Genomic DNA, 23228 nt, shown 5'->3' with positions numbered 1-23228 from the left:
CCCTCACTCGAACCGGGCGCTCAGCTCAGGCGCTCCGCCGCGTCGACGGTCTGGGTGAGCAGGGTGGCGATGGTCATCGGGCCGACGCCGCCGGGGACCGGGGTGATCAGGGAGGCGCGGGTGCGCGCCGAGTCGAAGTCCACGTCACCGACGTTGCCGGGGTTGTAGCCGGCGTCGATGACGACGGCGCCGGGCTTGATGTGGTCGCCGGTCAGGAACCGGGGCCGGCCGACGGCGGCGACCAGGACATCGGCCTGCCGGGTGAGCGCCGCGAGGTCGGTGGTGCGGGAGTGGCAGTAGGTGACGGTGGCGTCGCGGCCGAGCAGCAGCATCCCGACGGGCTTGCCGAGGATGGCGCTGCGCCCGACCACCACCGCGTGCTTGCCCGCCAGCTCGACGCCGTAGTGGTCGAGGAGCCGGAGGATGCCGGCGGGTGTGCAGGAGGCGAAGCCGTCGGCGCCGAAGCTCATCGTGGCGAAGGAGTGGTAGGTGACGCCGTCGACGTCCTTCGCGGGGGCGATGGCCTCGAAGGCGGCGCGCTCGTCGATGTGCGGGCCGACCGGGTGCTGGAGGAGGATGCCGTGCACCTCGGGGTCGTCCGACAGCGCGGTGAGGGTGTCGACGAGCTCGGCGGTGGTGGTCGCGGCCGGCAGGGCGACGTGCCGGGACCGGATCCCGGCCTGCTCGCAGCGGCTGCGCTTCATGCGGACGTAGGTCACCGAGGCCGGGTCGTCGCCCACCAGCACGGTCGCCAGGCACGGGGTCCGGCCGGTCCGCCGGGTGAGGAGCGCCGCCCGCTCGGCGGCCTCTTCGACCATGCGGCGGGCGAGCGCGCTGCCGTCCATGAGGCGGGCGGTGGGGGACGTCGGGGACTGGGTGGCGGGTGTCGTCATCGGGGCTCCTGGGCGTCGTGCGGGTGCGCCCAGGCGCGCGGCAGGGACCATGGTGGCCGAGCCGCTCCCCGGTGGTACTCCACCCCAGCGCCAGTCACGGCTCGCCGCCCACTGTAATCGACGGCCCGCGGACGGTGCGGTGCGGTGCCGGGCGCCCGCCCGGCTCAGGCGGCACCGCCGTGGCCCGGTGTGGGGAGCGGCGGGGTGGTGGGGGTGGCGGCCTCCCACTGGCTGAGGATGCCGTCCCAGTCGTGCTGGGCGGCGGTGATGGCGTTGGCGTCCCAGGTGGGCTGCCCGGGCTGGCCGGGCTGCTGGGGGCCCTCGTAGACCTGGTAGTCCTGGTAGGTCTGGTGGTTCTGGTAGTTCGGATAGCCGGTGTGGCTCTCGTAGTTCTGGTACGGCTGCTGTTTCCAGGAGTCCTGTTCGTAGTGCTCACGCGGCGGCGGCGCCGGTCTCTCCCGCCAGGGCAGATGGCCGGCGTCGGCTTGCGGGGACGGCTGGAGCCCCGCCATCCGGCGGTGGCGGCCCGTACGGTCCGGTGGCGCGGACGGCGCGGCGGGGCGGCTGTCGGAGGAGAGCTGCTGGGCGCGGGCCACCAGCAGCCGGACGTCGAGGCCGAGCTCGGAGGCGAGGGCGGTGAGGTCAACTCCCGCGTGCCAGCTGCTCATCAGGACGGCGTCGAGCGCCGGTGCCCAGGCCGGTTCGGCGAGCGGCGGCGCGACGGTCTGGGGTGCGGGTGCGGGGGCCTGCGGAGCGGGGGACGGATGCGCGGGGGGCTGCGGGGCGGGCGCGGCCGGGGCAGGAGCCGGGCCGGCGGGGTGGGCGGCGGCCGGGCCCGCCGGGGGCACCACCGGCTGCGGCGCCGTGGGCTGGTCGACCGCGGGGGGCTGCTCGCGGGCCGGCTGCGCGAGCAGGCTCTTGGCGACCGCGCGGGCGTCGTCCTTGCCCACCGTGCGGCGGGCCAGGCGCACTTCCCGTTCGTCGAGGCCGAGCAGGTCCGCCACCACCGCGTCGCTGCCCACGGTCACGGCGAAGGCCGCCAGGGTCCGCGACCGGCGGGCCTCCGCCTCGTCGAGGAGTCCCTGGGTCCGGCGGACCTCGTCATCGCTGCTGCAAAACGCCTGTGCGAGTACCGCATGGCGCTCCCACAACTCCCTCGGTTCCATGACAGCCACAACGTTTGTTCGTCCGGATTGAACCGCTTACCGGCAATAGATCACTGCATGAGGTGATATTCGAGGGAGTTGCCCCCATGCCTCCGGGACGGATGCGGGCGGTGCCGTAAAAATACGCAGTGACCCCAGGCCGGAAGAATCGTTTCTACGTCCATGAGCGCCCCTACCTCCGGCACCGTCGCAGGTCACGGTCAGACTTTCCTCCCCGGGCCCGGGTCCACGCCCCGGTGGCTCACCGCGGAGATCGCCCGGCAGACCCCGGTCTTCGCGGGCCTGGTACGCCTCTGGACCGAGCGCGCCGCCACCGTCCCCGGCGTCGCCGATCCCGAGTGGCAGCGGCTGGTCTCGTACCACTGTTTCGTCGAGGAGACCGAGACGGCGCTCGCCGCCCTCCGGCCGCACCGGGCGCCGGACGTGCTGCCGCCGCGCAAACAGGTCCCGGCCGCCCGGCCGGCCCGCCTGGACGCCTGAGCGGCCGGTACGCCCCCCGTTCCGGCGGCCTGAAGCGGCACCCGGCCCGGAGTACCGTGGAGTTGTCGAGACGTCCCGCCGTCCGGCACGTGCCCGGACGGCGGCTTCGACCAGCGACGGAGCCCGGGTGAGCGCGAGGGATGACACGGACTTCAGCCCGATCGGGTTGATCGGGCGGGTGACCGTGTCGATCCCGGCCGACGGCCCCGGCGAGGTGCTGCTGCCGGTGCGCGGCGGCACCGAGTCCTTCGCCGCCTGGTCCCGGGAGCCCGTCGCGCGGTACACGCAGGTCATCGTGGTGGACCACACCTCGGCGCGGTCGGTGATCGTCGCGCCGCTGCCCGCCACCTGACGCGGCCCGGCCGCCGCGGTGGCCGGACGGGCACCCCTCCTACCCACGGCCGGCTTCGGACCGTCCCGGGGCGGCCGCATCGGACCAGGAGCGTTTGCCATGCTGTTCTGGCATGTTCCCGCGCCGAACGAGGCGCTGCTGATCTCCGGCTCGAAGCGCCGGGCCGGGGACGCCCAATTCCGTATCGTCACGGGCCACGGCTGCTGGGTCCTGCCCGTCAAGCAGAAGGCGAGCCTGCTGTCGCTGTCGCTGCGGGAGACGGAGATCTCCGAGGACTGCGTCACGCAGCAGGGCATCCGGCTCGCCGTGCGGGCGGTCGCGGTCTTCAAGGTCGGTGACGACCAGCCGTCGATCGCCAACGCCGCGCGGCGGTTCCTGGACGAGCAGGCCAGCATGGAGGAGCTGGTGGGGCGGATCTTCGCCGGCCATCTGCGGTCGATCGTCGGCGGGCTGACCGTCGAGCAGATCATCCGGGAGCGGGACCGGGTCGCCCAGGAGGTCAAGGACGGCAGCCACTCCGAGATGGAGAAGCTCGGCATCGTCGTCGACGCCCTGCAGATCCAGGAGATCGGCGACACCTCCGGCTACATCACCAACCTGGCCGCACCGGACGCCGCGGCCGTCGCCAGCGCCGCCCGGATCGCCCAGGCCAGGGCCGACCAGGAGGCGACCGAGCGGGAGCAGCAGGCGGCGGCGCTCAAGGCGGAGTACGAGCGGGACACCGCGATCAAGCGGGCCGGGTTCCGCGCGGAGACCGAGCAGTACAACGCCCGCGCCGCACAGGCCGGCCCGTTGTCCCAGGCCAGGGCCTCGCAGGAGGTCATCGAGGAGCAGACCGCGCTGGCCGAGCGGCAGGCCGCGCTGGCCGCCCAGCGTCTGGAGGCGGAGGTACGCCGCCCCGCGGACGCCGAGGCGTACCGGCTGCGGACCCTGGCGGAGGCCCAGCGCGACCAGGTCCGCTACGAGGCGGACGCCCGCGCGTACAGCGAACGGGCCGTCGCCCAGGCCCGTGCCGACGCGAACAACGCGCTGGCCTCCTCGCTGCGGGACGGCAATCAGGAGCTGCTCGCCGCCAACCGCACCGTCGAGAACCTCCCGGCCCTGGCGGAGGCCGCCGCCGAGGGGATCTCCGGCTCGCAGCTGACCGTCCTCAACGGCACCGACGGCCTGAACGAGATCGCCTCCGCCGTCGTCGGGCAGGGCCTGGCCATCCTCGACGCCCTGAAGAAGTCACCGGGCACCGCGGGCGGCGCGTCCGGCGCGGCTCCTCCGCTGGCCGACGGCGCCGGCTCGCTGCCCCCGAAGGTGACCAGGCTCAAGCAGGACGGCCCGGCCTCCGGGTCGTAGCGGCCCTGCGCCGGCGGGCCTCCCGCCCGTCCTCCGTGCGTGTGGAGATCCGGTCCCGGAGTAGTGACCGGGAGGTGCGGACCGGGCGGGGCCCCCGCCCGCCTGCCGGGCATTTCGCCCGCGCCGCGTCATGATGCGGCCAGGAGCGGGGGTGGTGACGGAGCATCACCACCGCCCCCGTAAGGCAACAGCGACGCAGTGAAGGTGCCTCAGATGTCGAAACCACCGCTCCCCGAAACCGCGGCCGCCATGCTGGCCAAGCCCAACCCGTCCGTCATCACCACGCTGCGGCGGGACGGCCAGCCGGTGTCCACCGCCACCTGGTACCTCTGGGAGGACGGCCGGGTCCTGGTCAACATGGACGAGGGCCGCAAGCGACTGGAACACGTACGCAACGACCCCCGGGTGTCGCTCACCGTGCTCGACGACGGCGACTGGTACACCCACCTCACCCTGATCGGCCGGGTCGCGGAGCTGCGTGACGACGAGGATCTGACCGACATCGACCGGCTGGCCCGGCGCTACCTCGGGCGGGAGTACCCCCAGCGGGACCGCCGCCGGGTCAGCGCCTGGATCGAGATCGACCGCTGGCACGGCTGGGGCGGTCTGAAGGACAGCAGCCAGGCCGGCTGAGGGGCCGGCGCCGGTCAGCCGCCGCTCTTCTGCTGCAGCAGGGCGGCGGTATCGGCCACGTCGTCGGCGATGGTCAGCACGCCCTGGATGGCGGCGGTGGGGGTGGCGGCGCCGTTGACACCGGTGAAGAAGACGTCGTAGCGGCCCTTGCCGGTCTCCAGGTAGCCGGCGACGGTCTCGGCGCCGACGGCCAGCCGGTCGTTGAGCGTGTCGCCGCCCACCGCGGTGCCGGTCTTGGCGAAGACCTTGCCGCGGGACGGGCAGTGCCGGCAGGAGTCGGCCAGGGTCCCGTCCACGCCCAGGACCGGCAGTGCCTCGCGGAAGTTCCGGGCCTCGCCGGTGCGCTGCCAGTACGTCAGGATCTGCGCCAGCGCCCGCGGCGTGGTCCGGTCGGCCGGGTTGCCGCCCCGCCCGTCGGCGAGTTGTACGGCCTTGCGGTCCACCTTCGCGGCGTCCAGGAACGCGGCGAGCACGGGGAATCCGTCCTCGCAGTCGGTGCTCCCGGTGGTGGTGGCCATCAGGCACATCCCGAGGTTCGCCCCGAGGTTGTGGCTCACCTTGAGGATCAGCTTCGCGTACTCGCGGTACGGCGGGGAGGTGTAGCGGGCCACCGCGGGCAGCCCCCGGTAGGAGCGGGGCAGCCGGGCGGCGGGACGCGGTGCCACGGCGTTCGCGGTGACCTGGACGCCGGCCCGGCGCAGCGCCTCGATCAGGGCGGTCCGGCCGAAGGCGTCGGGGTCCTTGACCGGGGAGATCCGCAGGACGGGGGCGGAGCCCGCGGCGATGGTGCCGGACAGCTCGATCCGGGTGCCGTCGGGTGAGGTCCGTACGGCGATGGCGGTGGGTTTGCCGGCCGCGACGGTGCGGACGGACGAGGTGACCCGGTAGGGCGCGACCTTCGGACGCACCTCCAGGGCGGCGGGGCTGCCGGCGGCGCGCCCGGGAGAGGTGAGCAGATCGATGACGTTGTCGTTGACGATCAGCGGGGTGGGCGTCGGGTCGAGATCCGGGTCGGGCCGGAACAGCCGGGCGTCGACCACGACATCGCCGTCGACCCGCCGGATCCCCGCGGCGCGCACCTGACGGGCGAGCTGGTCGAGGCCGGCCAGCGGGTTCTCGGGGGTGAGGGTGGCTCCGGGGACGTCGTTGGCATAGGTGTGGTCGATGGGGGTGTAGGCGACGGTGCCGTTCCTGCGGGTCCGGCCGCCGAGCGTCAGGTCGCCCTGGGCGACGAGGACCAGGTCACCCCTGAGCGTCGCCTGCCGGCGCCGCCCGACGGCGTACACCGGGGTGTCGAAGCGGTGGTTACCGCCGAGGGTGTGCCAGGCGCCGCTGACGCTGAACAGCTTGGCCGTCGAACCGGGGATGAAGAACTGGTCGGCGAAGCGGGACCGCACCACCTTGCCCGTCCGCGGGTTCTGCTGGAACAGCCCCCACTGGGCGTGCCGGTACGCGGGTTTGCCCATGACCGCCGCGAGGCGCGGGCCGAGGCTGTCGCGGGCCGGTGCGGGCGGCGGGGAGGGCGGTGGAGGGGCCTGGACGAGGCCGGTGACGACGACACCGACGGACAGCAGGAGCGCCAGCGTGACGACGGCGCGCCGGGGGATCCTCCGGCGCCGGGCGGTTGGTGACATGCGGACTCCACCGATGGGTGCGTTCCCTCGTGCGGGTGCCGCCGCGGGCCGGCCGGTGCGACGCGCGGTGTGCTGCGACGGGCGGCGTCCGGCGGCATGCGGTGGGCCCGGGTTCGCGTTCCCGGGCCCACCGCCTGACTGATCCGGCGGGCGTCAGAGGAGCCCGAGCAGGCCGAGGCCGAACAGGCCGCGGCCCGGGCCGTAGCCGTCGCGGCCGTAGCCGTAGCCGTCGCGGTACCCGTCGCGGTTGTAGCCGTCGCGGCCGTACCCGTAGCCGTCGCGGTACCCGTCGCGGCCGTAGCCGTAGCCGTCGCGGCGGCCGCCGTCACGGCCGAAGTCGTCGTAGCCGTCGCGGCGGTGGGCGTTGTGGCCGCCGTGGCCGGTGCGGCCGTGGGCCTTCTCGTGGCCCTTGACGTGGTGGCTGCGGTCGCAGCCGTGCGAGGAGCACACGGGGGTGGGCGTGCTGCTGGGGGCGGCGGTCGCGGCGCCAGCCGTCGGCAGCACCAGGGCAGCCGCGGTCAGGCCGGCCACCGCGAGGCCGCGAGGGATCGAACGGAGCATGTTTCCACCTTCACTCGACTCTGCAGAAAAGGAATATCCTCTGCAAAGGCGACGATAAAGCCGCTTTTATCAGTATCCGCGCGACCCGCCGGGGGGTCACCGGAACGCAGCAGAACCGCGCCGGCGCGCCGTCGGACCGCCCGTTCGCCGGGCCCCGTTCACCCCTCCGCCGAGCCGTCCCCCGCTGAGCCGTCCCCCGCCGAACCGTCCACCGGCAGGCCCTCCAAGAGGTTTCCCAGCGCGCCGGCGACGAGGGCGGAGACCGTGTCGGGGTCGGCGCTCGCCAGGGGTTCCTTGCCGACGACCACTCGCATCAAGCCAATTCCCAACAGCCAGGAAAGCGCCAGATCGGCACGCAACGGGCCGTTGTCGGACGGCGAGAGGGTCGCGAGCACCTCCGCGTACTCCTCCCCCAGGCCCCGCAGCGCGTCCGCGATCTCGTCGCTGCCGCCGATGGAACGCAGACACACCTCCAGCGACCGGTCGCCGCCCGTGCGCCCGCCGGCGAGCATGCCGCGCAGCGCCACGTCGAACAGCTGCCCGGCGGGCGTGGTGCGCAGCTGCTCCTGTCCGCCACGCGCCATCACCTCTCCGAACAGGGCTTTCTTCGATCCGAAGTAGCGGAACAGCAGGGCCTGGTTGGCGCCGGCGCGGGCCGCGATGTCGCGCACCGTCGTCCGCTCGTAGCCGCGCTCGGCGAACAGTTCCGACGCGGCGTCGAGCAGCCGCAGCCGGGTGTCCCGGGCGCTGCGGCGGTGGTGTGCCCGCACGGTGTCGTGCTGCGAGGTCTCCCCCACGTGTCGTCACGCTCCTCTCTTCCGGCCCGTCACCATGACGGCCGCAATGCGTCGTTGACCAGCCCGAGGGGGCGTCCTACCTTATGTAAGCAGGTGCTTACACAAGGGAGGTCACCTTGACCACAGCCGACACAGCACCCCTCTCCTACCCCTTCAATGTCGCCGAGAGCCTTGAGCTCGCCGACGAGTACGAGCGGGCCCGCAACCGCCCCGGCCTGCTCAAGGTGCGGATGGCGTACGGCGAACCGGCCTGGCTGGTCACCCGCTACGCCGAGGCCCGTTTCGTCCTCGGTGACCAGCGTTTCAGCCGCGCCGCGAGCGCCCTGCACGACGAACCCCGGCAGTCCGAGGGCCGGCGCACCAGCGGCATCCTCGGCATGGACCCACCGGACCACACCCGGCTGCGGACCCTGGTGGCCAAGGCGTTCACGGTCCGCCAGGTCGAGAAGCTCAGGCCGCAGGTCGTGGCGCTGACCCATGAACTCCTCGACGAGCTGGAGGCCGCCGGGCCACCGGCCGACCTGGTGGACCGCTTCGCGCTGCCCATCCCCGTCGCCGTCATCTGCCGGCTGCTCGGCGTACCGGCCGAGGACCGGCCACGCTTCCGGGTCTGGAGCGACGCCGCCCTGTCGACCAGCTCACTGACTTCCGAGGAGTTCGACGCCAACCAGGAGGAACTGCGCGCCTACATGCGGCAGTTGATCCAGGAGCACCGGCGTGCACCGCAGGACGACCTGATGACCGCGTTGATCGACGCCCGGGACGTCGGCGACCGGCTCTCCGAGCTCGAACTCGTCGACCTCTGCGTCGGCATCCTCGTCGCCGGGCACGAGACCACCGCCACGCAGATCCCCAACTTCGTCCTCGCCCTGCTGGACCACCCCGACCAGCTCGCCCTGCTGCGCGAACGGCCGGACCTCATCGGCAACGCCGTCGAGGAGCTGCTGCGGTTCGTCCCGCTGGGCAGCGGCGCGAGCCAGCCCCGCTACGCCACCGAAGACATCGATGTCGGCGGCACACTCGTCCGGGCCGGCACCCCGGTCCTCGTCGCCGTCGGCGCCGCGAACCGCGACGCGCTGCGCTTCGACACGCCCGGCACCCTGGACATCGCCCGGTCCGGCAACCAGCACCTCGGCTTCGGTCACGGCGTCCACCACTGCCTGGGCGCCCCGCTGGCCCGGCTGGAACTCCAGGAGGCGCTCGGCGCCCTGCTCACCCGCTTCCCGAAGCTGCACGTGGCCGGCGATGTGGAGTGGAAGAGCCAGATGCTGGTGCGCGGCCCGCGGGTCCTGCCGGTGGGGTGGTGAGCCGCGGTGACGTGGAAGGTGGAGATCGACCCGCAGCAGTGCATCGCCTCGGGCTCCTGCGCCGCCATCGCCCCCGACCTCTTCGTCCTGGACGGCGCGCACGCCCGGCCGCTGAAGGACGTGATCGAGGAGGACGAGCGGGCGCTGGACGCGGCCGATGTGTGTCCGGCGGCGGCGATCACCGTCCGGGACGGTGACAAGGTCGTCGGGCCCCGCCCCTAGGGGGTGTCGTTCGGATCATGTCGGGCCGGCGGACGGCACGTGGGGCCGGGTCCCGCGTGCCGTCCGGGCCACCGCGCAGGCCCGGACGGCACGCGGGATTCAGCGGCACAGGGCCGTGTCCACGACACCGTCCATGCGTTCCTTGGCCGTCCGGCCCGGCTGGACGGTCACCGCGACGCCGGCGGCGCGGCCGTCCTCGGTGGCGCCGCCCCGGGTCTCGTATCCCGTCATGCTGCCGCCGTGGCCCCAGTAGACACCGCCGCACGACAGCGGCGTGCTGACGAGCCCCAACCCGTAACGAGCACCGGCGGAGAAGGGGTAACCGGCGCGGACGGTGGTGCGCATCTGGTCGAGCTGCGCCTTCGGGAGGAGACGCCCGTCCAGCAGCGCGGTGAAGAACCGGTTCAGGTCGGAGTTGGTGGACACCATCTGGCCCGCCGCCCAGGCCCATGAAGGGTCCCATTCCGTGGCGTCCACCGGGGGCACGCCGGCCGTCTCCCGGTGGTAACCCTTCGGGTGGCGCTCCCGGATCGTCACCTCGCCGGGGGCCGGGAAGTAGGTGTGGCGCAGTCCGATGCGCCGGATGACGCGCCGGTCGATCTCCTCGGCGAGGGGGCGGCCGGTGACCTTCTGGACGATCAGACCGGCCACCAGGTAGTTCGTGTTGCTGTAGGCCCATCGTGTGCCGGGCGCGAAGTCGGCCTTGTGCCGGAGAGCGAGATCGAGGAGCTCGCGGGGGTCGTAGTAGCGGATGTCGTCGCTGAGGTAGTTGCTGTAGTTGGGAAGTCCGCTGGTCTGCTGGAGCAGTTGGCGGACGGTGAGGTGGCGCCCGTCGATCCCGTCCCCGCGCACCAGGCCGGGCAGATACCTGTCGACCGGGTCATCGAGCCCGATCCTGCCGGCACCGACCAGCTGCAGCACGACCACCGCGGTGAACGTCTTGGTGTTGCTGCCGATGCGCACCTGACCGTCCCGGGGCACCTTCGCACCGGTGGCCAGGTCACCGACCCCGGCGGTGTAGGTACGCGTCCGGCCGTCGCGGCCCCGGACGCTCGCCAGCGCGGCAGGCACGCCGTCGGTGCGCACCAGCGTGTGCAGGCCCTTCCGGACGGAGTCCGGCCCGGTGGCGGCGGACGCCGCGGGCGGCGCCGGGGTGCCCGCCGTCACGATGCCGAGGACCACCGCGACCGCCGCCGGCCCGGCTCCACGCCGGCCACGCCGCCGCCCGGACGAACGAAACGCCTGCCCTGCCTGCTCACGCATCAGCCCACTCCTACGGAAACGTCGGGTAATCAGCGGCATGTGCCGGACCCAGCGTCTCCGGAGGTGACCGCGCGGGACGATCGTGCTACCCACCGGCCGCAGGTGGGGCCAGCCCCCGCCGCGCTCGGCCGGCGGGCGACCGGGGCGGGGGGAAACAGGCCCGTCGCGTGGCGGGGTGTCAGGCCGTGAACGGGTGCGCACGGCCGTGCGTCATGCGGTGCCGCGCGCCGCGCGCACCCCGTACGCGGCCGCGCCCGCCGCGAGGACGGCGGTGCCGGCCACCACCGCGGTCGCCGGGAGGGCGAAGGCGAGGACCAGGCAGCCGGCCAGGCCGACCACGGGGACGACGCGGGGCGGGCAGCGCTCCGCGTCGGTGAGGGTCAGGGCGGCCGCGTTGGCGACCGCGTAGTAGGCCAGCACGCCGAAGGAGGAGAAGCCGATCGCGGCCCGGACGTCGGCGGTCGCGGCGAGCACGGCCACGACGGCGCCGACCGCGAGTTCCGCGCGGTGCGGCACGTGGAAGCGGGGGTGGACGGCGGCCAGCACGGCGGGCAGGTGCCGGTCGCGGGCCATCGCCAGCGTCGTACGGGAGACGCCGAGGATCAGCGCGAGCAGCGAGCCCAGCGCCGCCGCGGCGGCACCGGCCCGCACCAGCGGCACCAACTCCGGTGTCCCGGCCGCGCGTACCGCCTCGGCCAGCGGCGCGGCGGCGCCGGCGAGCCGGGCGGGGCCCAGCACCGCGAGCGCCGCGACGGCGACCGCGGCGTACACCACCAGCGTGACGCCCAGGGCCACCGGGACGGCGCGCGGGATGGTGCGCGCGGGGTCGCGCACCTCCTCGCCGAGGGTGGCGATCCGGGCGTACCCGGCGAACGCGAAGAACAGCAGACCGGCGGCGCGCAGCACCCCGCCCGCGGTGGCGCCGGCGCCGGGATCCAGGCGTACGGGATCGGCGGCGGGGCTCGTCAGGCAGACCGTCACCAGCACGGTCAGCACGGCGAGTACGGTCGCGACCAGGGCCCGGGTGAGCCAGGCGGACTTCCGCACCCCGGCGTAGTTCACCGCGGTCAGCGCCACCACCGCGGCCGCCGCCACCGCGTGCGCCTGCCCCGGCCAGACGTACAGTCCCACGGTCAGCGCCATCGCCGCGCACGAGGCGCTCTTGCCGACGACGAAGCCCCACCCGGCGAGGTAGCCCCAGAACGCGCCCAGCCGCTCCCGGCCGTAGACGTAGGTGCCGCCGGACGCCGGGTAGCGGGCGGCCAGCCGGGCCGAGGACGTCGCGTTGCAGTAGGCGACCACCGCCGCGCCGGCCAGCGCCGGCAGCAGCCCGGAGCCGGCCGCGGCGGCGGCCGGTGCCAGGGCCGCGAAGATCCCGGCCCCGATCATGGCCCCCAGCCCGATCGTCACGGCGTCGAAGAGCCCCAGCCGTCGCTTCAGCCCGCCCGCTCCGGCCGGGTCCGCCTGCGTCATCGTCCGCTCCCCCCCACGGCAGCCGCCGGCCCGGTCGCCGTCGGCGCGGTCAGTCTGCCGGGTCGGGCGGCGGGGGCGGCAGGGCCCCCGTGCGGGGAGCGGCGTGCGGCCACACGAGGAGGACCGGGCAGGGCGCGTGATCGACGACGAACCGGCCCGCCGGGCCGAGGCTGTGCGGCCCGACCCGGGCCAGGTCGCCGTCCCGGGCGAGGACGAGCAGCTCGGCGTCGGCCGCGGCCCCGACGACCTCCCGCTCGACGCGCCCGACCCGCTCGCTGCGCCGGCAGGGCCGCCCGAGGCGTTCGGCCGCGGCGGCGAGCAACTCCCCGGCGGAGTCGGCGGCCAGGTGCTCCAGCGCCGTTCCCGGATCGCTGCCCCAGCCGGCCGGCCGCGGCTCCCGGGGGTGGGCGCGGCCGAGCAGTCCGGCGTAGGCGGCGTGCGCGGCCTCGGGGACCTCGGGGTCGGTGACGTGCAGCAGGACGATCTCGCTGTCGTCGGGCGCCGCGCGGCGCACCGCGTCGACACAGGCGGGCCAGGTGCCCTCCACGATCCAGGCGATGACGGTCACGCGATCAGCCTCCGATGGCGGTCAGCGACGCCCACAGTGCCAGCACCGACAGCACCAGGGCGGCAGGCACGGCCAGCAGACCGAGCCGGGTGAACTCGCCCAGCTTCACCCGTGCGTCGTGCGCGTGCACCACCCGCCGCCACAGCAGGGTGGCCAGCGAGCCGGCGTAGGTGAGGTTGGGGCCGATGTTCACGCCGAGCAGCACCGCGAGGACGGCGCCCGGCCCGGTGGGGGCGGTCAGCGGCAGCAGCACCAGCACGGCGGGCAGGTTGTTGATGAGGTTCGCCAGTACGGCCGCCAGCGCCGCGACGGCCAGCAGCGCCGGCAGGCCCGTACCGTCCGGCACCAGATGGCCCAGGGCGGCGCCGAGCCCGTTGTCGACCACCGCGCGGACCACGATCCCGAGCGCCAGGACGAAGCCGAGGAAGGGCACCGCCGCCGCCCGGACCAGGGCCTTCGGGCCGGTACGGCGCCGGATCAGGGCACGGCCGGCGAGCACCGCGGCCCCGGCGCCGGCCGCCCACGCGGGGTCGACGCCCAGGGCGGAGGTGAGGACGAAGCCGGCCAGCGTGCAGCCGACCGTCACCAGCGCGAACACCGGTACGGCGGGCGGCTCGCCGGGCGGCGGGGCCTCGGCACCGGCGTCCAGGTCGGTGGCGAAGAACCGCCGGAAGACGACGTATTCGGCACCGATCGCCGCCAGCCACGGCAGCGTCATCAGGGCGGCGAAGCGGGTGAAGCTCAGCCCGCTGGCGGCGAAGGCCAGCAGGTTGGTGAGGTTGGAGACCGGCAGCAGCAGTGAGGCGGAGTTCGACAGATGGGTGCAGGCGTACACATGCGGTTTGGGACGGGCCCCGATCCGGGCGGCGGTGGCGAACACCACCGGGGTGAGCAGCACGATCGTGGCGTCGAGGCTGAGCACCGCGGTGATCGCCGAGGCCGTGACGAAGACCTGCGCGAGCAGTCTGCGCGGCCGCCCGGCGGCACTCCGCGCCATCCAGGCCCCGCAGGCCCGGAACACGCCCTCGTCGTCGCACAGTTGGGCCAGTACGAGCACCGCCGCGAGGAAGCCGATGACCGGCCCGAGCCGCTCGGCCTCGGCACGCGCGTGCTCCAGGGTGATCGCCCCGGTGCCGATGACCACCCCGGCGGCCGGCACGGCGAAGACGGCCTCCGGCAGGCCCCGGGGCCGCACCACCGCGCAGACGAGCACCACCAGGAGCAGGGCGACGGAGAGTGTTTCGGCGAGCGGGGTGTTCAGGGCCGGGCCTTTCGGTGAACGGGCGGATGACCTGCGGCGAGGGTATCCGGCGGGGCCGGGCGGTCGGGGCCGGCGGGCGGGGCCGGCCGTAGGATGCGCGCGGACCGTACCGCGCGCGACCGTCACGGCAGGAGGCCGCAATGATCACCATGGTGGACGTCGAGGCGGCGGCCCGGCGGATCGGCGGGCGGGTGCGGCGCACCCCCGTCATCGCGGTCGCCCCGGAGGAACCGGAATCCACCCCCGAGGTCTGGCTCAAGCTGGAGATGCTTCAGCACACCGGCTCGTTCAAGGCCCGCGGAGCCTTCAACCACCTGCTCGCCGCCGCCGAGCAGGACCGGCTGCCCCCGGCGGGGGTGGTGGCCGCGTCCGGCGGCAACGCGGGGCTGGCGTTCGCCCACGCGGCGGGCCGGCTCGGCACCCGCGCCGAGGTGTTCGTGCCCACGACCGCGCCCCCGGTGAAGGTCGCCCGGCTGCGGGCGCTCGGCGCGGAGGTGGTGCAGATCGGGGCGAAGTACGCCGACGCGTACCGGGCCGCGACCGAACGGGCCACGGAGCACGGCGCGCTGTTCTGTCACGCCTACGACCAGCCCGCGGTGTGCGCGGGCCAGGGCACGGTCGGGCTGGAGCTGCTGGAGCAGACGCGCGGCGAGCTGGACACCGTCCTCGTCGCGGTGGGCGGCGGCGGGCTGATGGCGGGGGTCGCCACGGCGCTGGAGGGCCGGGCGAAGGTCGTCGCCGTCGAGCCGGAGAACGCGCCCACGCTGCACGCCGCGCTGGCCGCCGGCCGCCAGGTGGAGGTGCCCGTCTCCGGGGTCGCCGCGGACTCGCTCGGCGCGAGCCGCGTCGGCGACATCGCCTTCGCGGTGGCCCGGCGCACCGGCGTGGCGTCGCTGCTGGTCCCGGACGAGGACATCGTGCGGGCGCGGCGCACGCTGTGGGACCGCTACCGGCTGGTCGTCGAGCACGGCACGGCCACCGCGGCCGCCGCCCTGTTCACGGGCGCCTACCGGCCCGCGCCGGGCGAGCGCGTCGCCGTCCTCCTGTGCGGCGCGAACACCGACCCCTCGGACCTGGCCGGCTGACCGCGGGAGCCGCGCCCGGACCGCGCGCCGGGGCCCCGGCGTGCCCCGCGTGCCGAGCGCGGTTCCAATGGAAGGAGGTAGGACGGCCGCAGGGCACCCGCGCCCGCCGGCGCGAGCCCGCGGCCTGCCGGCGGCGAGGAGGGCTCGGCCATGACCATCGCGACGCGACTGCTGACCGTACTCCCGGCCCCCGACCGTGAGCGCCTGATGGAGCTGGCCCGCGAGGTCTCCTTCGAGCAGGACACCCGGATCTTCGAGGAGGGCGGCACCGCGGACCGGTTCTGGGTACTGCGCTCGGGGTCGGTCTCGCTCGACATCACGGTGCCCGGCCGACGCCCCGTGACGGTCGCGACGCTCGGGCCCGGCGACCTGCTCGGCTGGTCCTGGCTGTTCGCACCGCACCGGTGGGACTTCGGTGCGGAAGCGTTCAGCCCGGTGCGCGCCTACGAGTTCGACGGGGCCGCGGTGCGGGAGCTGTGCGAGCGCGAGCCCGCGCTCGGGCTGCGGGTGGTGCGGGCCATCACCGAGATCCTCGCGCACCGCCTTCAGGCGACCCGCACCAAACTCCTCGACCAGTACGCGGCCCGGCGGGCGACGTCGTCCTGAGCCCCTACGCGAGGGCCGGCTCCCCGGCCGGTCCGTCGACCCTGCGCGGAGGTGTCCGCGCCCGTGGCCGGGAAGGCACCCGTCCTCGACGACAGCAGACCCAGAAAACTTAGGCGAGGCTAACCTAACTGGAGGGAGTTCCACGGGACACGATCAAGGAGTACGGATGGGAAACCTCAGCGGGAAGGTCGCACTGGTCACCGGCAGCAGCCGGGGCATCGGGCGCGGCATCGCCGAACGCCTGGCCCGGGACGGCGCCCTGGTCGTCGTGCACCACAGCAGCAGCGAGGCGGCGGCCGAGGAGACTGCCGCGGCCATCACCGAGGCCGGCGGCCGGGCCTGCGTCGTGCGCGCCGAACTGGGCGTTCCCCACGACGTGGACACGCTCGCGGCCGGCCTGGAGACCGGACTGCGCGCACACGGGGAATCGACGCTCGACATCCTGGTGCACAACGCGGCGCTCAACCTCATGGGGCGACCGATCGAGGTGCTCACCCCCGAGGAGTTCGACCGGATGATCGCGGTCAACGTCAAGGCGCCGCTCTTCCTCACCCAGCGCCTGCTGCCACGACTGCGCGACGGCGGCCGGATCATCAACATCTCATCCGTCTCCACCCGGATCGCCTCCGCCCACGGCATCGGTTATCCGCTCACCAAGGGCGCTCTCGAAGTGTTCAGCCACAGCCTGGCCAAGCACCTCGGCCCCCGCGGAATCACCGTGAATTCCGTCGCCGTCGGATTCACCCGCACCGACATGACCGCCGAAGCACTGGCCGACCCGGCGAACCTGGAGCGCAACATCAGCCTGACCGCCCTCGGCCGGATCGGCCGGGTCCCGGACATCGCCGACGCGGTCGCCTTCCTGGCCTCCGACGACGCCCGCTGGATCACCGGCGCCAAGATCGACGTCACCGGCGGCGTCAACCTGTAGCGACTACAAGATCAATGATCAGCCGGTCCTGCACGGGTGATCGCCTGTGAGATTCTGGGTCGGCGCATGCCTGACCCATGAAGGCGGCACGTGGAGCCGCGGCGGGTCGGGACGGGTGATCGCCACCACAGCAAGTCCCCCAGGTGCGCGATGCCCGATAGCGTCGATACGAACTCGAAAGGAAATGACACATGGCTAGGGCTACCGCTCGTCACATCTTGGTCAAGACCGAAACCGAAGCCTTGAACCTCAAGGAGCAGATCGAGAACGGAGCCGACTTCTCCGAACTCGCCAAGAAGCACTCCTCCTGCCCCTCCTCCCGTGACGGAGGCAACCTTGGATCGTTCGGTCCGGGACAAATGGTCCCCGAATTCGACCAGGTCGTCTTCTCCGCGCCGGTCGGCGTGGTCCAGGGGCCGGTGAAGACCCAGTTCGGGAGTCACCTCGTGGAAGTCACCAGCCGCGAGGACTGACGCCGGATGTCACGGGGCCGCGCCGTTGCGGCGCGGCCCCGTTCTGCGGGTCGAGCGACTGCGCCCGGAGGCCCGCCGCACTGCTCCGCCTCCTCGATGGGCACGGCACCCCGTGGAAAACGGCGGATCCGCCGCCCCGCACCCGAAGCGCCGCAGGGGTCACGAACAACCGCGGCGGTCAGGGCAGTTGGTCGAGCAGCGCCGTGAGGAAGGCGCCGGTCTCCTCCGGCGGATCGGCCGCCGTGCACAGCCGCTCCATGATCAAGGTGTACTGGTCGACGGACTCCTGCTTGTCCAGATAGACCGCGCCGGTCAGCTGCTCCAGATACACCTTGTCGGGGAGTTCCGGCTCCCGGAATCGCAGGATGGTGATCGGCGAGCCGGCGACCGCGTTCGCCCCCACGCTGAACGGGGCGATCTGCAACGTCACGTTCGGCAGCTCGGCCACCTCCAGCAGGTGCTCCAGCTGTGCGCGCATCACGTCCGGGCCGCCGAAGGGGCGGCGCAGCACCGACTCGTCGACCACGGCCCACAGCCGGGGCGCGGCCGGCCGGGTCAGCAGCTTCTGGCGTGCCATCCGTAGCGAGACCAGCCGGTCGATCTTGGATTCCGCCGCGTCGGGATACCCCAGACGAGTGACCACGTAGGCGTACGCCTCGGTCTGCAGCAGGCCGGGCAGGAACTGCACCTCGTAGCTGCGGATGACCTCGGCGGCCTCCTCCAGCCCGATGTGCAGCTCGAACCAGTCCTCCAGGACGTCGTTGTACTGGTGCCACCAGCCGGAGGTGTTGGCCTGCCGGGCCAGCTCGAAGTACTCCGCGCGCTGCGCCTCGTCATGCACCCGGTAGAGGGTCAGCAGATCGGCCAAGTCCTTCTCCTTGAAGCCGACTTGACCGCGCTCCACCCGGGTGATCTTGGCGTGGGAGCCACGGATCGCATGGCCCGCGTCCTCCCGCGAGATGCCGCGCTCCTGCCGCAGCCTGCGGAGCTGGGCGCCCAGCACGATCCGCACGACCGTCGGCCCGACCTGCGGCTGCTCCAGGTAGTGCCTTATCGACAGCTCGGCGTGCGGCCGCATCATGGCGGACATTCCAACTCCCGTGAGCGACAGTGCGGATACATGCAGTATCCCATTCAACGGTCTCGGGGTACAGAAAGTCGTCGGCACCAGGACGCGCGCAGGGCTCGCCGGTCCCGCGGGGGCCGCGAGGACAGCAAGCCCTGGATCCGGGCGAGTTGGGTACGCCTTCTCCCGGCTCAGCCCACCATCGCGTCGAACTCGCCGTCCTTCACGCCCGCCACGAAGGCGTCCAGCTCCGCCTGGGTGTAGATCAGCGCGGGGCCCTGCGGATCACGCGAGTTGCGGAAGGCGAAGCCGCCGCCCGGCAGCGCGGCGACCTCCACGCAGTTGCCACCCGGGGCGCTGTGCCGGCTCTTCCTCCAGACCACGCCCTCGATCAGATCGGCCTGCACTCCGTTGTCGAGCTGCTGCATCTCAACTCCTCACCTGCTCAAGTGCCGTACGCGCGACACAAACTGGCGTGACCAGGCATCATGCGCCTGTGTAATTGCATCTGCACTTACCGATGCAATTACGTTTCCTCTGACTGTAATTGCGGATGCACTTGCAGCACCAGCGGCAGCCGGGGATAGTGGTCGCGAATCACCCGTTCGTGACGCAGGCCCGAGAGGCTCCACGGAGATCGTGATGACACCCCGCCCGGCAGGATCCCCCACCGCTTCCCGCCTGCTCGACGCACCCGTTGACCACTGGCTGACCCAGGTCTCGCAGGACGCCCTCCGGGACGACGAGCGCCGCCGGGACCCCGGCGGATGCGCCGTCCGCGCCCTGACCGGCGACCAGCGGGCGGCCGGCGAGGCCCGCCGGTTCACCTGGTCGACGCTCACCTACTGGGAGTTGACCCCGCTCCTCGACGACGCCGTGCTCGTCGTCACCGAACTCCTGAGCAACGCCCTGCGCCACGGACTCGCGCGGCACCCGGCCCGCGACGCCTCCCCGCACCCGCTCCGGCTGGGTCTGCTGCGCCGCGGGGGCGTCGTGGTGTGCGGCGTCCGCGACCCCGGCAACCGGGTCCCCGTACTGGGCACCCCCGACCGCCTCGCCGAGTCCGGCCGCGGCCTGCACCTCGTCAACTGCCTCAGCAGGAACTGGGGTTGGACCGTCCCGACCACCGCGGGGAAGGCGGTGTGGGCGGCCCTGCCATGTCCCCCGCCGGCCGCCGCGGGCGGCATGCCGGGCCGGGAGGCCGTGCGTTGACCGCGCCGTCACCGGCGGCGCGTCAGTTCTTCCGGGCGACCCCTGCGTAGAGCGGGATGTCGGTCTCGCCGAACGCGTCCGCCCCCAGCTCCACGGGGTCCGGCCGCCACTGCTGCACCACCCGGAGGCCGGGCTCGACCATGTCCAGCCCGTCGAAGAAGCGCTGCACCTCGTCCTTGCCGCGCGCGTTGACGTGCGACCCCTCGGCCCGGAAGTTCTCCGAGACCTCTGCCAGCGCGTCGGGCTCGAAGTCGTCGGTGACGTGGGTCAGGGCGAGGAAGCTGCCGGCCGGGAAGGCGTCGAGCAGCTCGCCGACGATGGCGTAGGGATCGTGGTCCGAGGGGAGCCAGTGCAGGACGGCCACCAGGGTCAGCGCGAGCGGCTGGCCCAGGTCGAGGGTCCGGCGCAGCTGCTCGTCGTGGAGGATCTCCTGCGGGCGGCACAGGTCGGCCTGGAGGTAGGCGGTCCTGCCGTCGGGGTGGCTGGTGTGCAGGGCGCGGGAATGGGCCAGCACGATGGGGTCGTTGTCGGCGTACACGATCCGCGACTGCGGGGCGGTGGCCTGGACGACCTCATGGAGGTTGGGCGAGGTGGGGATGCCGGTGCCGATGTCCAGGAACTGCCGGATACCGGCCTCCGCCGCCAGATAGCGCGCGGCCCGCTGCATGAACGCCCGGTTCTGCCGGGCGATCATGGCGGCGTTGGGGAGGGCGGCCAGCGTCTGTTCGGCCGCGGCGCGGTCGGCGGGATAGTTCGTCTTGCCGCCGAGGAGGACGTCGTAGACGCGGGCGGCGTGCGGTCGGTCCGTGTGGAGGTCGACCGGCGGTGCGGCCCGGACCGCCATCCAGTCCTCCGGCTCCGCCATGCCCCGCGCTCCCTCCGCCGCCCGGCACCGCACCACCGGACGGGCCGTCAATTCCGGTGGTCACATTAGCGTGTTGAACGACGGGCGGAGCGCCGCCCGGACACCGGCCGCCGCGGACGCGCCGGCACGGCATGGAGCGTCACAGGCCGGGCGCCGGCACGGGGAGGCCGTTCCGCGCCGGGGCGACCGTACGCGAGGGGCCGGGGCGCCGCGGAACGAGGCCGCCGTCGGCTACGGGGGCGGGCTTTCCGACCGCCGGCCGTCGTGCGGCTTGAGTTTTTCCATCGTTTGCTTCGCTTTCCGTTTCGCCATTTCGGCGATCTTCATCGGTTTGCCGTTTTCGCTTTCACGGTCGCCGACTCGTGGTTCCTCAGGAGTTTCGGGGCGGTTCATCTCGGCCTCCTCTTCCCTTGTTGCCACACCCCCACTTCACCGCGAAGGGCGGTCGTGCGCGACTCGGGCCGGCCTGCGCCGCACGGACAGGAAGAGACGCCGTGTGACGCCTGGAGAGCAGCCACCGCAGCACGTACCGACCAGTCGGTACGTCGCTTCGAACCCCCGGACGACGGGGCGGGGCGGGGCCTGCGGCCGCCATCCGCCGCCGAAGCCGCTCCCCCGCGGCTCTCCAGCAGCGGGAGCGCCGCCAGCAGTTGCCCTTGTGCCCGGCCGGGATCACAGTTGAGAAGGAAAAACCGTTTGCGAGATCGGAGCACATCGTGATCGTTCTCGGAATCATCTTGCTCGTCATCGGCTTTTTGACCGGCATCGGCATTCTGTGGACCATCGGAATCATTCTCGCCGTGATCGGCGCGATCCTGTGGATCCTCGGCTCGATGGGACATGCGGTGGCCGGACGGCGGCACTACTGGTAGCCGGCGTCGACCGAAGTCCGACGGCGCGCGTCGTGACCGTGCGGGGCGGCCTCCCCACACACCCCGGCCACGTGTCACGTAGGGCCGCGTTCCGCGGCAGGTGAGCAGCCACGCCGGAGGGAGAGCGGGAAGAGCTGGCTGCTCGGGGTAACCAAGAGAGGTTTCCGGTATGGGCAACGGCAACCAGTACCCGGCGCCGAACCCGGACGAGACGCCGGGTCTCGGCGCCGCCGGTGGCGTGCCACCGGGAGAAACGCCGCCGGGCGAGGACAGCACGGGCTCCGAGACCGGCCCCCGTGACACGCAGTCGCGTGGCTGGGCCAAGGGCCCGGCCGTCATCCTCGGCATCATCGTCGTGCTGTGCGCGGCCTTCTTCATCGCCTACGCGGTGATCATGGCGGGCCGCTGACGGCGGCCGGGCACGGAAGCGGCCTCACCGCGCGGCGCGCGCCGGGCACGGAGACGGCGTCACCACTCGTCCGCCGGGCGCTCGTCGGCGCCCGGCGTCGTCCCGTCCGCGCCCGGTAGGGTCTCGCCGCGCAGGAAGCGTTCGCTCTCCCACGACAGGGCGTGCTCGATCTGGATGACGTTCAGGCCGGTGGCCTGGACGAGATGCTCGTCGTCGAGCCCTTCGGGATGCGCGCGCAGGGCACGGGCGATCTTGCCGGACCAGAGTTCCTCGTTGACGTAGGGACGCCGCCGGTAATGCTGCTGGAGATCGGACAGATGCTCGGGACTGCAGGCCGCCAGGAGCCGTTGGCCGTCCTGGCCCGGGTCCTCGGGATGGATGACGGAGGAATCCGGCACCAGGGAGAAGATCTGCAAGCTGGGCGGGATGGGACCGCCGCACAGATCACACGGACCGGGATCGGGTTCGGGGGCCACCGCTTCGTCGCTGTCGTGCACGCCGCCCTTTGTAGCCGCCGCGCCCCCGCCGGGGCGGGGCGGCTCGCCGTAGGCCCGCCGCTCCGTTGCCATCCGGCGCAACGCGGTCCCGGTCCCGGTCTCAGCCCCGGCCCTGCTCCTCGTCCCGGCCCTGGTCCCGGGGCGTCCCGAGGGAGCGGATCCGCATGCCGGGACGGCGGGGGTGGACGGTCATGTACGCCAGCCCGTCCCCGCCCGCGGTGAGACTGCGGGTGGAGCCGCGCGGAAGCCAGACCAGGCTCCCTTCGGCGAGCGGTACCGGCCCACCGGTCGCGCCCAGAAGGCCGTCTCCCGCGACGACGAGGAGGAGGACGTCGAGGTCGGGATCGGTGTGCGCGTCGATGCTCTCCCCGGGGCGGATGTGCACGACGTTGGCGTCGAGTTGCCGGCCGGGCTCGGCGAGCCGCCACCGCGCTCCCGCTGGTGCCGGGTCGAGCGCGGCGAGCGCCTTGACGTCGCACAGCAGCCGCGGGACCGGGTCTCCGCTCGCGGCACTGGGGTCCGAGTGTCCGTCGGCCATCACTTCCACCGTCCGATGCGTACCTGTCACTGCATTCAACACCCCCCGGCACACCCCTCCCGGCACCCCGCACGGGAATTCCGGTACCTCAAATAGGAATCTAACATCCGTATTTGCTAGCGTCGGCACGTGCGGTTGACGAAGTTCACCGACCTGGCGCTGCGAGCGGTGATGCGCCTGGCGGTCTCCACGCAGGACGGTTCCATGACGACGCGTGAGGTGGCGGAGGCGATGGAGGTGCCCTACGCCCACATGGCGAAGGCCGTCACGCGGCTGCAGCACCTCGGCGTGGTGGACGCGCGGCGGGGACGCGGCGGCGGCCTGGAGTTGACCGAGCTCGGGCGGCAGGCGTCGGTCGGCTGGCTGGTGCGGGAGCTGGAGGGCGATGACGAGGTCGTGGCCTGCGAGGGCGGCCCGCCGTGCCCGTTGCGCGCCGCCTGCCGGCTCCGCGGGGCCCTGCGCACGGCGCAGGAAGCCTTCTACACCGCACTCGACCCGCTGACCGTGGGCGAACTGGTCGCCTCCCCGACCGGTCCGGTCCTGCTCGGCCTCGTGGGCGGCCCGCGCACCGCATGAGCCGCCTCCGTTCCTCTTGGTGATCTTCCCTCGCGGACGTGGGCGAGCGCGCATGAAACGTGCGGGGTCCGCACGCCTGCCGTGAGGCCGGCGGTGTCCGAACCCGGTTGCCGCTTCGTGGCCGGCTGCGCATCCTGCTGG

The 23228-nt window shown here is 73.3% G+C and carries 29 protein-coding genes and 1 riboswitch; of the genes, 14 read left to right on the top strand and 15 right to left on the bottom strand.

The window, feature by feature from the left end; translation table 11 throughout:
• Nucleotides 1-20: 20 nt before the first annotated feature.
• Both SL103_RS14800 and SL103_RS38345 read right to left on the bottom strand, forming a co-directional pair.
• Nucleotides 21-893 carry a bifunctional 5,10-methylenetetrahydrofolate dehydrogenase/5,10-methenyltetrahydrofolate cyclohydrolase gene (locus SL103_RS14800; RefSeq protein WP_069569355.1) on the bottom strand — a complete coding sequence of 291 codons (873 nt, stop codon included), beginning with the start codon at nt 891-893 and terminating at the stop codon, nt 21-23.
• A 20-nt stretch (nt 894-913) separates the two neighbouring features.
• A riboswitch (ZMP/ZTP riboswitch) is annotated at nt 914-1001 on the bottom strand.
• A gap of 56 nt (nt 1002-1057) precedes the next feature.
• Nucleotides 1058-2059 carry a hypothetical protein gene (locus SL103_RS38345; protein WP_208870083.1) on the bottom strand — a complete coding sequence of 334 codons (1002 nt, stop codon included), beginning with the start codon at nt 2057-2059 and terminating at the stop codon, nt 1058-1060.
• Between the two features lie 162 nt (nt 2060-2221).
• Here SL103_RS38345 and SL103_RS14790 point away from each other — a divergent pair, with 162 nt between their 5' ends.
• From SL103_RS14790 to SL103_RS14775, 4 genes are all read left to right on the top strand, one after another.
• A complete protein-coding gene (locus SL103_RS14790; protein ID WP_069569352.1) occupies nt 2222-2539 on the top strand; it encodes a hypothetical protein in 318 nt (105 codons plus the stop codon).
• A 127-nt stretch (nt 2540-2666) separates the two neighbouring features.
• Complete coding sequence (locus SL103_RS14785; protein WP_069569350.1) at nt 2667-2891, top strand: hypothetical protein; 225 nt, start codon at nt 2667-2669, stop codon at nt 2889-2891.
• A gap of 99 nt (nt 2892-2990) precedes the next feature.
• Entirely contained in the window at nt 2991-4238 is a 1248-nt protein-coding gene (locus SL103_RS14780) for an SPFH domain-containing protein (protein ID WP_069569348.1), read from the top strand.
• Between the two features lie 213 nt (nt 4239-4451).
• Complete coding sequence (locus tag SL103_RS14775) at nt 4452-4871, top strand: PPOX class F420-dependent oxidoreductase (RefSeq protein WP_069569346.1); 420 nt, start codon at nt 4452-4454, stop codon at nt 4869-4871.
• Between the two features lie 14 nt (nt 4872-4885).
• On the opposite strand, the gene dacB is transcribed toward SL103_RS14775, so the two are convergent.
• The 3 genes from dacB to SL103_RS14760 all read right to left on the bottom strand — a co-directional run bounded on the left by dacB (nt 4886) and on the right by SL103_RS14760 (nt 7863).
• Nucleotides 4886-6505: a D-alanyl-D-alanine carboxypeptidase/D-alanyl-D-alanine endopeptidase gene (gene dacB / locus SL103_RS14770; protein WP_069569344.1), complete on the bottom strand. Its 1620-nt coding sequence runs from the start codon at nt 6503-6505 to the stop codon at nt 4886-4888.
• A 153-nt stretch (nt 6506-6658) separates the two neighbouring features.
• Nucleotides 6659-7066: a hypothetical protein gene (locus tag SL103_RS14765; RefSeq protein ID WP_069569342.1), complete on the bottom strand. Its 408-nt coding sequence runs from the start codon at nt 7064-7066 to the stop codon at nt 6659-6661.
• 158 nt (nt 7067-7224) lie between these two features.
• Entirely contained in the window at nt 7225-7863 is a 639-nt protein-coding gene (locus SL103_RS14760) for a TetR/AcrR family transcriptional regulator (protein WP_244303913.1), read from the bottom strand.
• A gap of 116 nt (nt 7864-7979) precedes the next feature.
• Here SL103_RS14760 and SL103_RS14755 point away from each other — a divergent pair, with 116 nt between their 5' ends.
• Together SL103_RS14755 and SL103_RS14750 are read left to right on the top strand one after the other, a co-directional pair.
• Nucleotides 7980-9170 (top strand): cytochrome P450, encoded by a 1191-nt coding sequence (locus tag SL103_RS14755; protein ID WP_069569340.1) that lies wholly within the window; start codon nt 7980-7982, stop codon nt 9168-9170.
• 6 nt (nt 9171-9176) lie between these two features.
• Nucleotides 9177-9392: a ferredoxin gene (locus SL103_RS14750; RefSeq protein WP_069569338.1), complete on the top strand. Its 216-nt coding sequence runs from the start codon at nt 9177-9179 to the stop codon at nt 9390-9392.
• Between the two features lie 99 nt (nt 9393-9491).
• On the opposite strand, the gene SL103_RS14745 is transcribed toward SL103_RS14750, so the two are convergent.
• The 4 genes from SL103_RS14745 to SL103_RS14730 form a co-directional block, all read right to left on the bottom strand.
• The gene (locus SL103_RS14745; RefSeq protein ID WP_069569336.1) at nt 9492-10655 is read right to left on the bottom strand and encodes a serine hydrolase domain-containing protein; all 1164 of its coding nucleotides are present in this window, start codon (nt 10653-10655) and stop codon (nt 9492-9494) included.
• A gap of 210 nt (nt 10656-10865) precedes the next feature.
• Nucleotides 10866-12128 carry an APC family permease gene (locus SL103_RS14740; protein WP_069569334.1) on the bottom strand — a complete coding sequence of 421 codons (1263 nt, stop codon included), beginning with the start codon at nt 12126-12128 and terminating at the stop codon, nt 10866-10868.
• Between the two features lie 49 nt (nt 12129-12177).
• On the bottom strand, nt 12178-12696 hold the full coding sequence (locus tag SL103_RS14735) for a universal stress protein (RefSeq protein ID WP_069569332.1): 519 nt from the start codon (nt 12694-12696) through the stop codon (nt 12178-12180).
• A 4-nt stretch (nt 12697-12700) separates the two neighbouring features.
• On the bottom strand, nt 12701-13957 hold the full coding sequence (locus SL103_RS14730; RefSeq protein WP_069573728.1) for an SLC13 family permease: 1257 nt from the start codon (nt 13955-13957) through the stop codon (nt 12701-12703).
• A 140-nt stretch (nt 13958-14097) separates the two neighbouring features.
• On the opposite strand from SL103_RS14730, the gene SL103_RS14725 reads away from it, so the two are divergent.
• The 4 genes from SL103_RS14725 (at nt 14098) to SL103_RS14710 (ending at nt 17052) form a co-directional block, all read left to right on the top strand.
• Nucleotides 14098-15042 carry a threonine/serine dehydratase gene (locus tag SL103_RS14725; RefSeq protein ID WP_069569330.1) on the top strand — a complete coding sequence of 315 codons (945 nt, stop codon included), beginning with the start codon at nt 14098-14100 and terminating at the stop codon, nt 15040-15042.
• 150 nt (nt 15043-15192) lie between these two features.
• Complete coding sequence (locus SL103_RS14720; protein ID WP_069569328.1) at nt 15193-15648, top strand: cyclic nucleotide-binding domain-containing protein; 456 nt, start codon at nt 15193-15195, stop codon at nt 15646-15648.
• Nucleotides 15649-15814: 166 nt separating this feature from the next.
• Nucleotides 15815-16579, top strand: coding sequence for an SDR family NAD(P)-dependent oxidoreductase (locus SL103_RS14715; RefSeq protein WP_069569326.1), 765 nt, complete (start codon nt 15815-15817; stop codon nt 16577-16579).
• 191 nt (nt 16580-16770) lie between these two features.
• Nucleotides 16771-17052 carry a peptidylprolyl isomerase gene (locus tag SL103_RS14710; RefSeq protein ID WP_069569325.1) on the top strand — a complete coding sequence of 94 codons (282 nt, stop codon included), beginning with the start codon at nt 16771-16773 and terminating at the stop codon, nt 17050-17052.
• A 178-nt stretch (nt 17053-17230) separates the two neighbouring features.
• Here the strand turns inward: SL103_RS14710 and SL103_RS14705 are convergent, their stop codons facing one another.
• Together SL103_RS14705 and SL103_RS14700 are read right to left on the bottom strand one after the other, a co-directional pair.
• Nucleotides 17231-18142: a helix-turn-helix domain-containing protein gene (locus SL103_RS14705; protein WP_069569323.1), complete on the bottom strand. Its 912-nt coding sequence runs from the start codon at nt 18140-18142 to the stop codon at nt 17231-17233.
• 167 nt (nt 18143-18309) lie between these two features.
• Nucleotides 18310-18546: a DUF397 domain-containing protein gene (locus SL103_RS14700; protein WP_069569322.1), complete on the bottom strand. Its 237-nt coding sequence runs from the start codon at nt 18544-18546 to the stop codon at nt 18310-18312.
• 214 nt (nt 18547-18760) lie between these two features.
• Between SL103_RS14700 and SL103_RS14695 the strand changes: the two genes are divergently transcribed.
• Nucleotides 18761-19330 (top strand): ATP-binding protein, encoded by a 570-nt coding sequence (locus SL103_RS14695; RefSeq protein WP_069569320.1) that lies wholly within the window; start codon nt 18761-18763, stop codon nt 19328-19330.
• A 22-nt stretch (nt 19331-19352) separates the two neighbouring features.
• Here the strand turns inward: SL103_RS14695 and SL103_RS14690 are convergent, their stop codons facing one another.
• Entirely contained in the window at nt 19353-20195 is an 843-nt protein-coding gene (locus tag SL103_RS14690; protein ID WP_069569318.1) for an SAM-dependent methyltransferase, read from the bottom strand.
• A gap of 231 nt (nt 20196-20426) precedes the next feature.
• On the bottom strand, nt 20427-20588 hold the full coding sequence (locus SL103_RS37820) for a hypothetical protein (protein WP_164492803.1): 162 nt from the start codon (nt 20586-20588) through the stop codon (nt 20427-20429).
• Between the two features lie 323 nt (nt 20589-20911).
• On the opposite strand from SL103_RS37820, the gene SL103_RS37815 reads away from it, so the two are divergent.
• Both SL103_RS37815 and SL103_RS14685 read left to right on the top strand, forming a co-directional pair.
• Nucleotides 20912-21067, top strand: coding sequence for a DUF6131 family protein (locus SL103_RS37815; protein ID WP_099055418.1), 156 nt, complete (start codon nt 20912-20914; stop codon nt 21065-21067).
• Between the two features lie 169 nt (nt 21068-21236).
• Nucleotides 21237-21476: a DUF6480 family protein gene (locus SL103_RS14685; RefSeq protein ID WP_069569317.1), complete on the top strand. Its 240-nt coding sequence runs from the start codon at nt 21237-21239 to the stop codon at nt 21474-21476.
• A 59-nt stretch (nt 21477-21535) separates the two neighbouring features.
• On the opposite strand, the gene SL103_RS14680 is transcribed toward SL103_RS14685, so the two are convergent.
• A complete protein-coding gene (locus SL103_RS14680) occupies nt 21536-21973 on the bottom strand; it encodes a hypothetical protein (protein WP_164492802.1) in 438 nt (145 codons plus the stop codon).
• Between the two features lie 100 nt (nt 21974-22073).
• Nucleotides 22074-22511: a cupin domain-containing protein gene (locus tag SL103_RS14675; protein WP_069569314.1), complete on the bottom strand. Its 438-nt coding sequence runs from the start codon at nt 22509-22511 to the stop codon at nt 22074-22076.
• Between the two features lie 129 nt (nt 22512-22640).
• Here SL103_RS14675 and SL103_RS14670 point away from each other — a divergent pair, with 129 nt between their 5' ends.
• Nucleotides 22641-23087, top strand: a complete 447-nt coding sequence (locus SL103_RS14670; RefSeq protein WP_069569313.1) for an RrF2 family transcriptional regulator — start codon at nt 22641-22643, stop codon at nt 23085-23087.
• Nucleotides 23088-23228: the final 141 nt, after the last annotated feature.

It is taken from the genome of Streptomyces lydicus (genome assembly GCF_001729485.1).
GTDB classification, from domain to species: domain Bacteria; phylum Actinomycetota; class Actinomycetes; order Streptomycetales; family Streptomycetaceae; genus Streptomyces; species Streptomyces lydicus_D.
The sequence above is the reverse complement of the archived record's forward strand: the minus strand, read 5'-3'. Positions and strand labels throughout refer to the sequence as shown.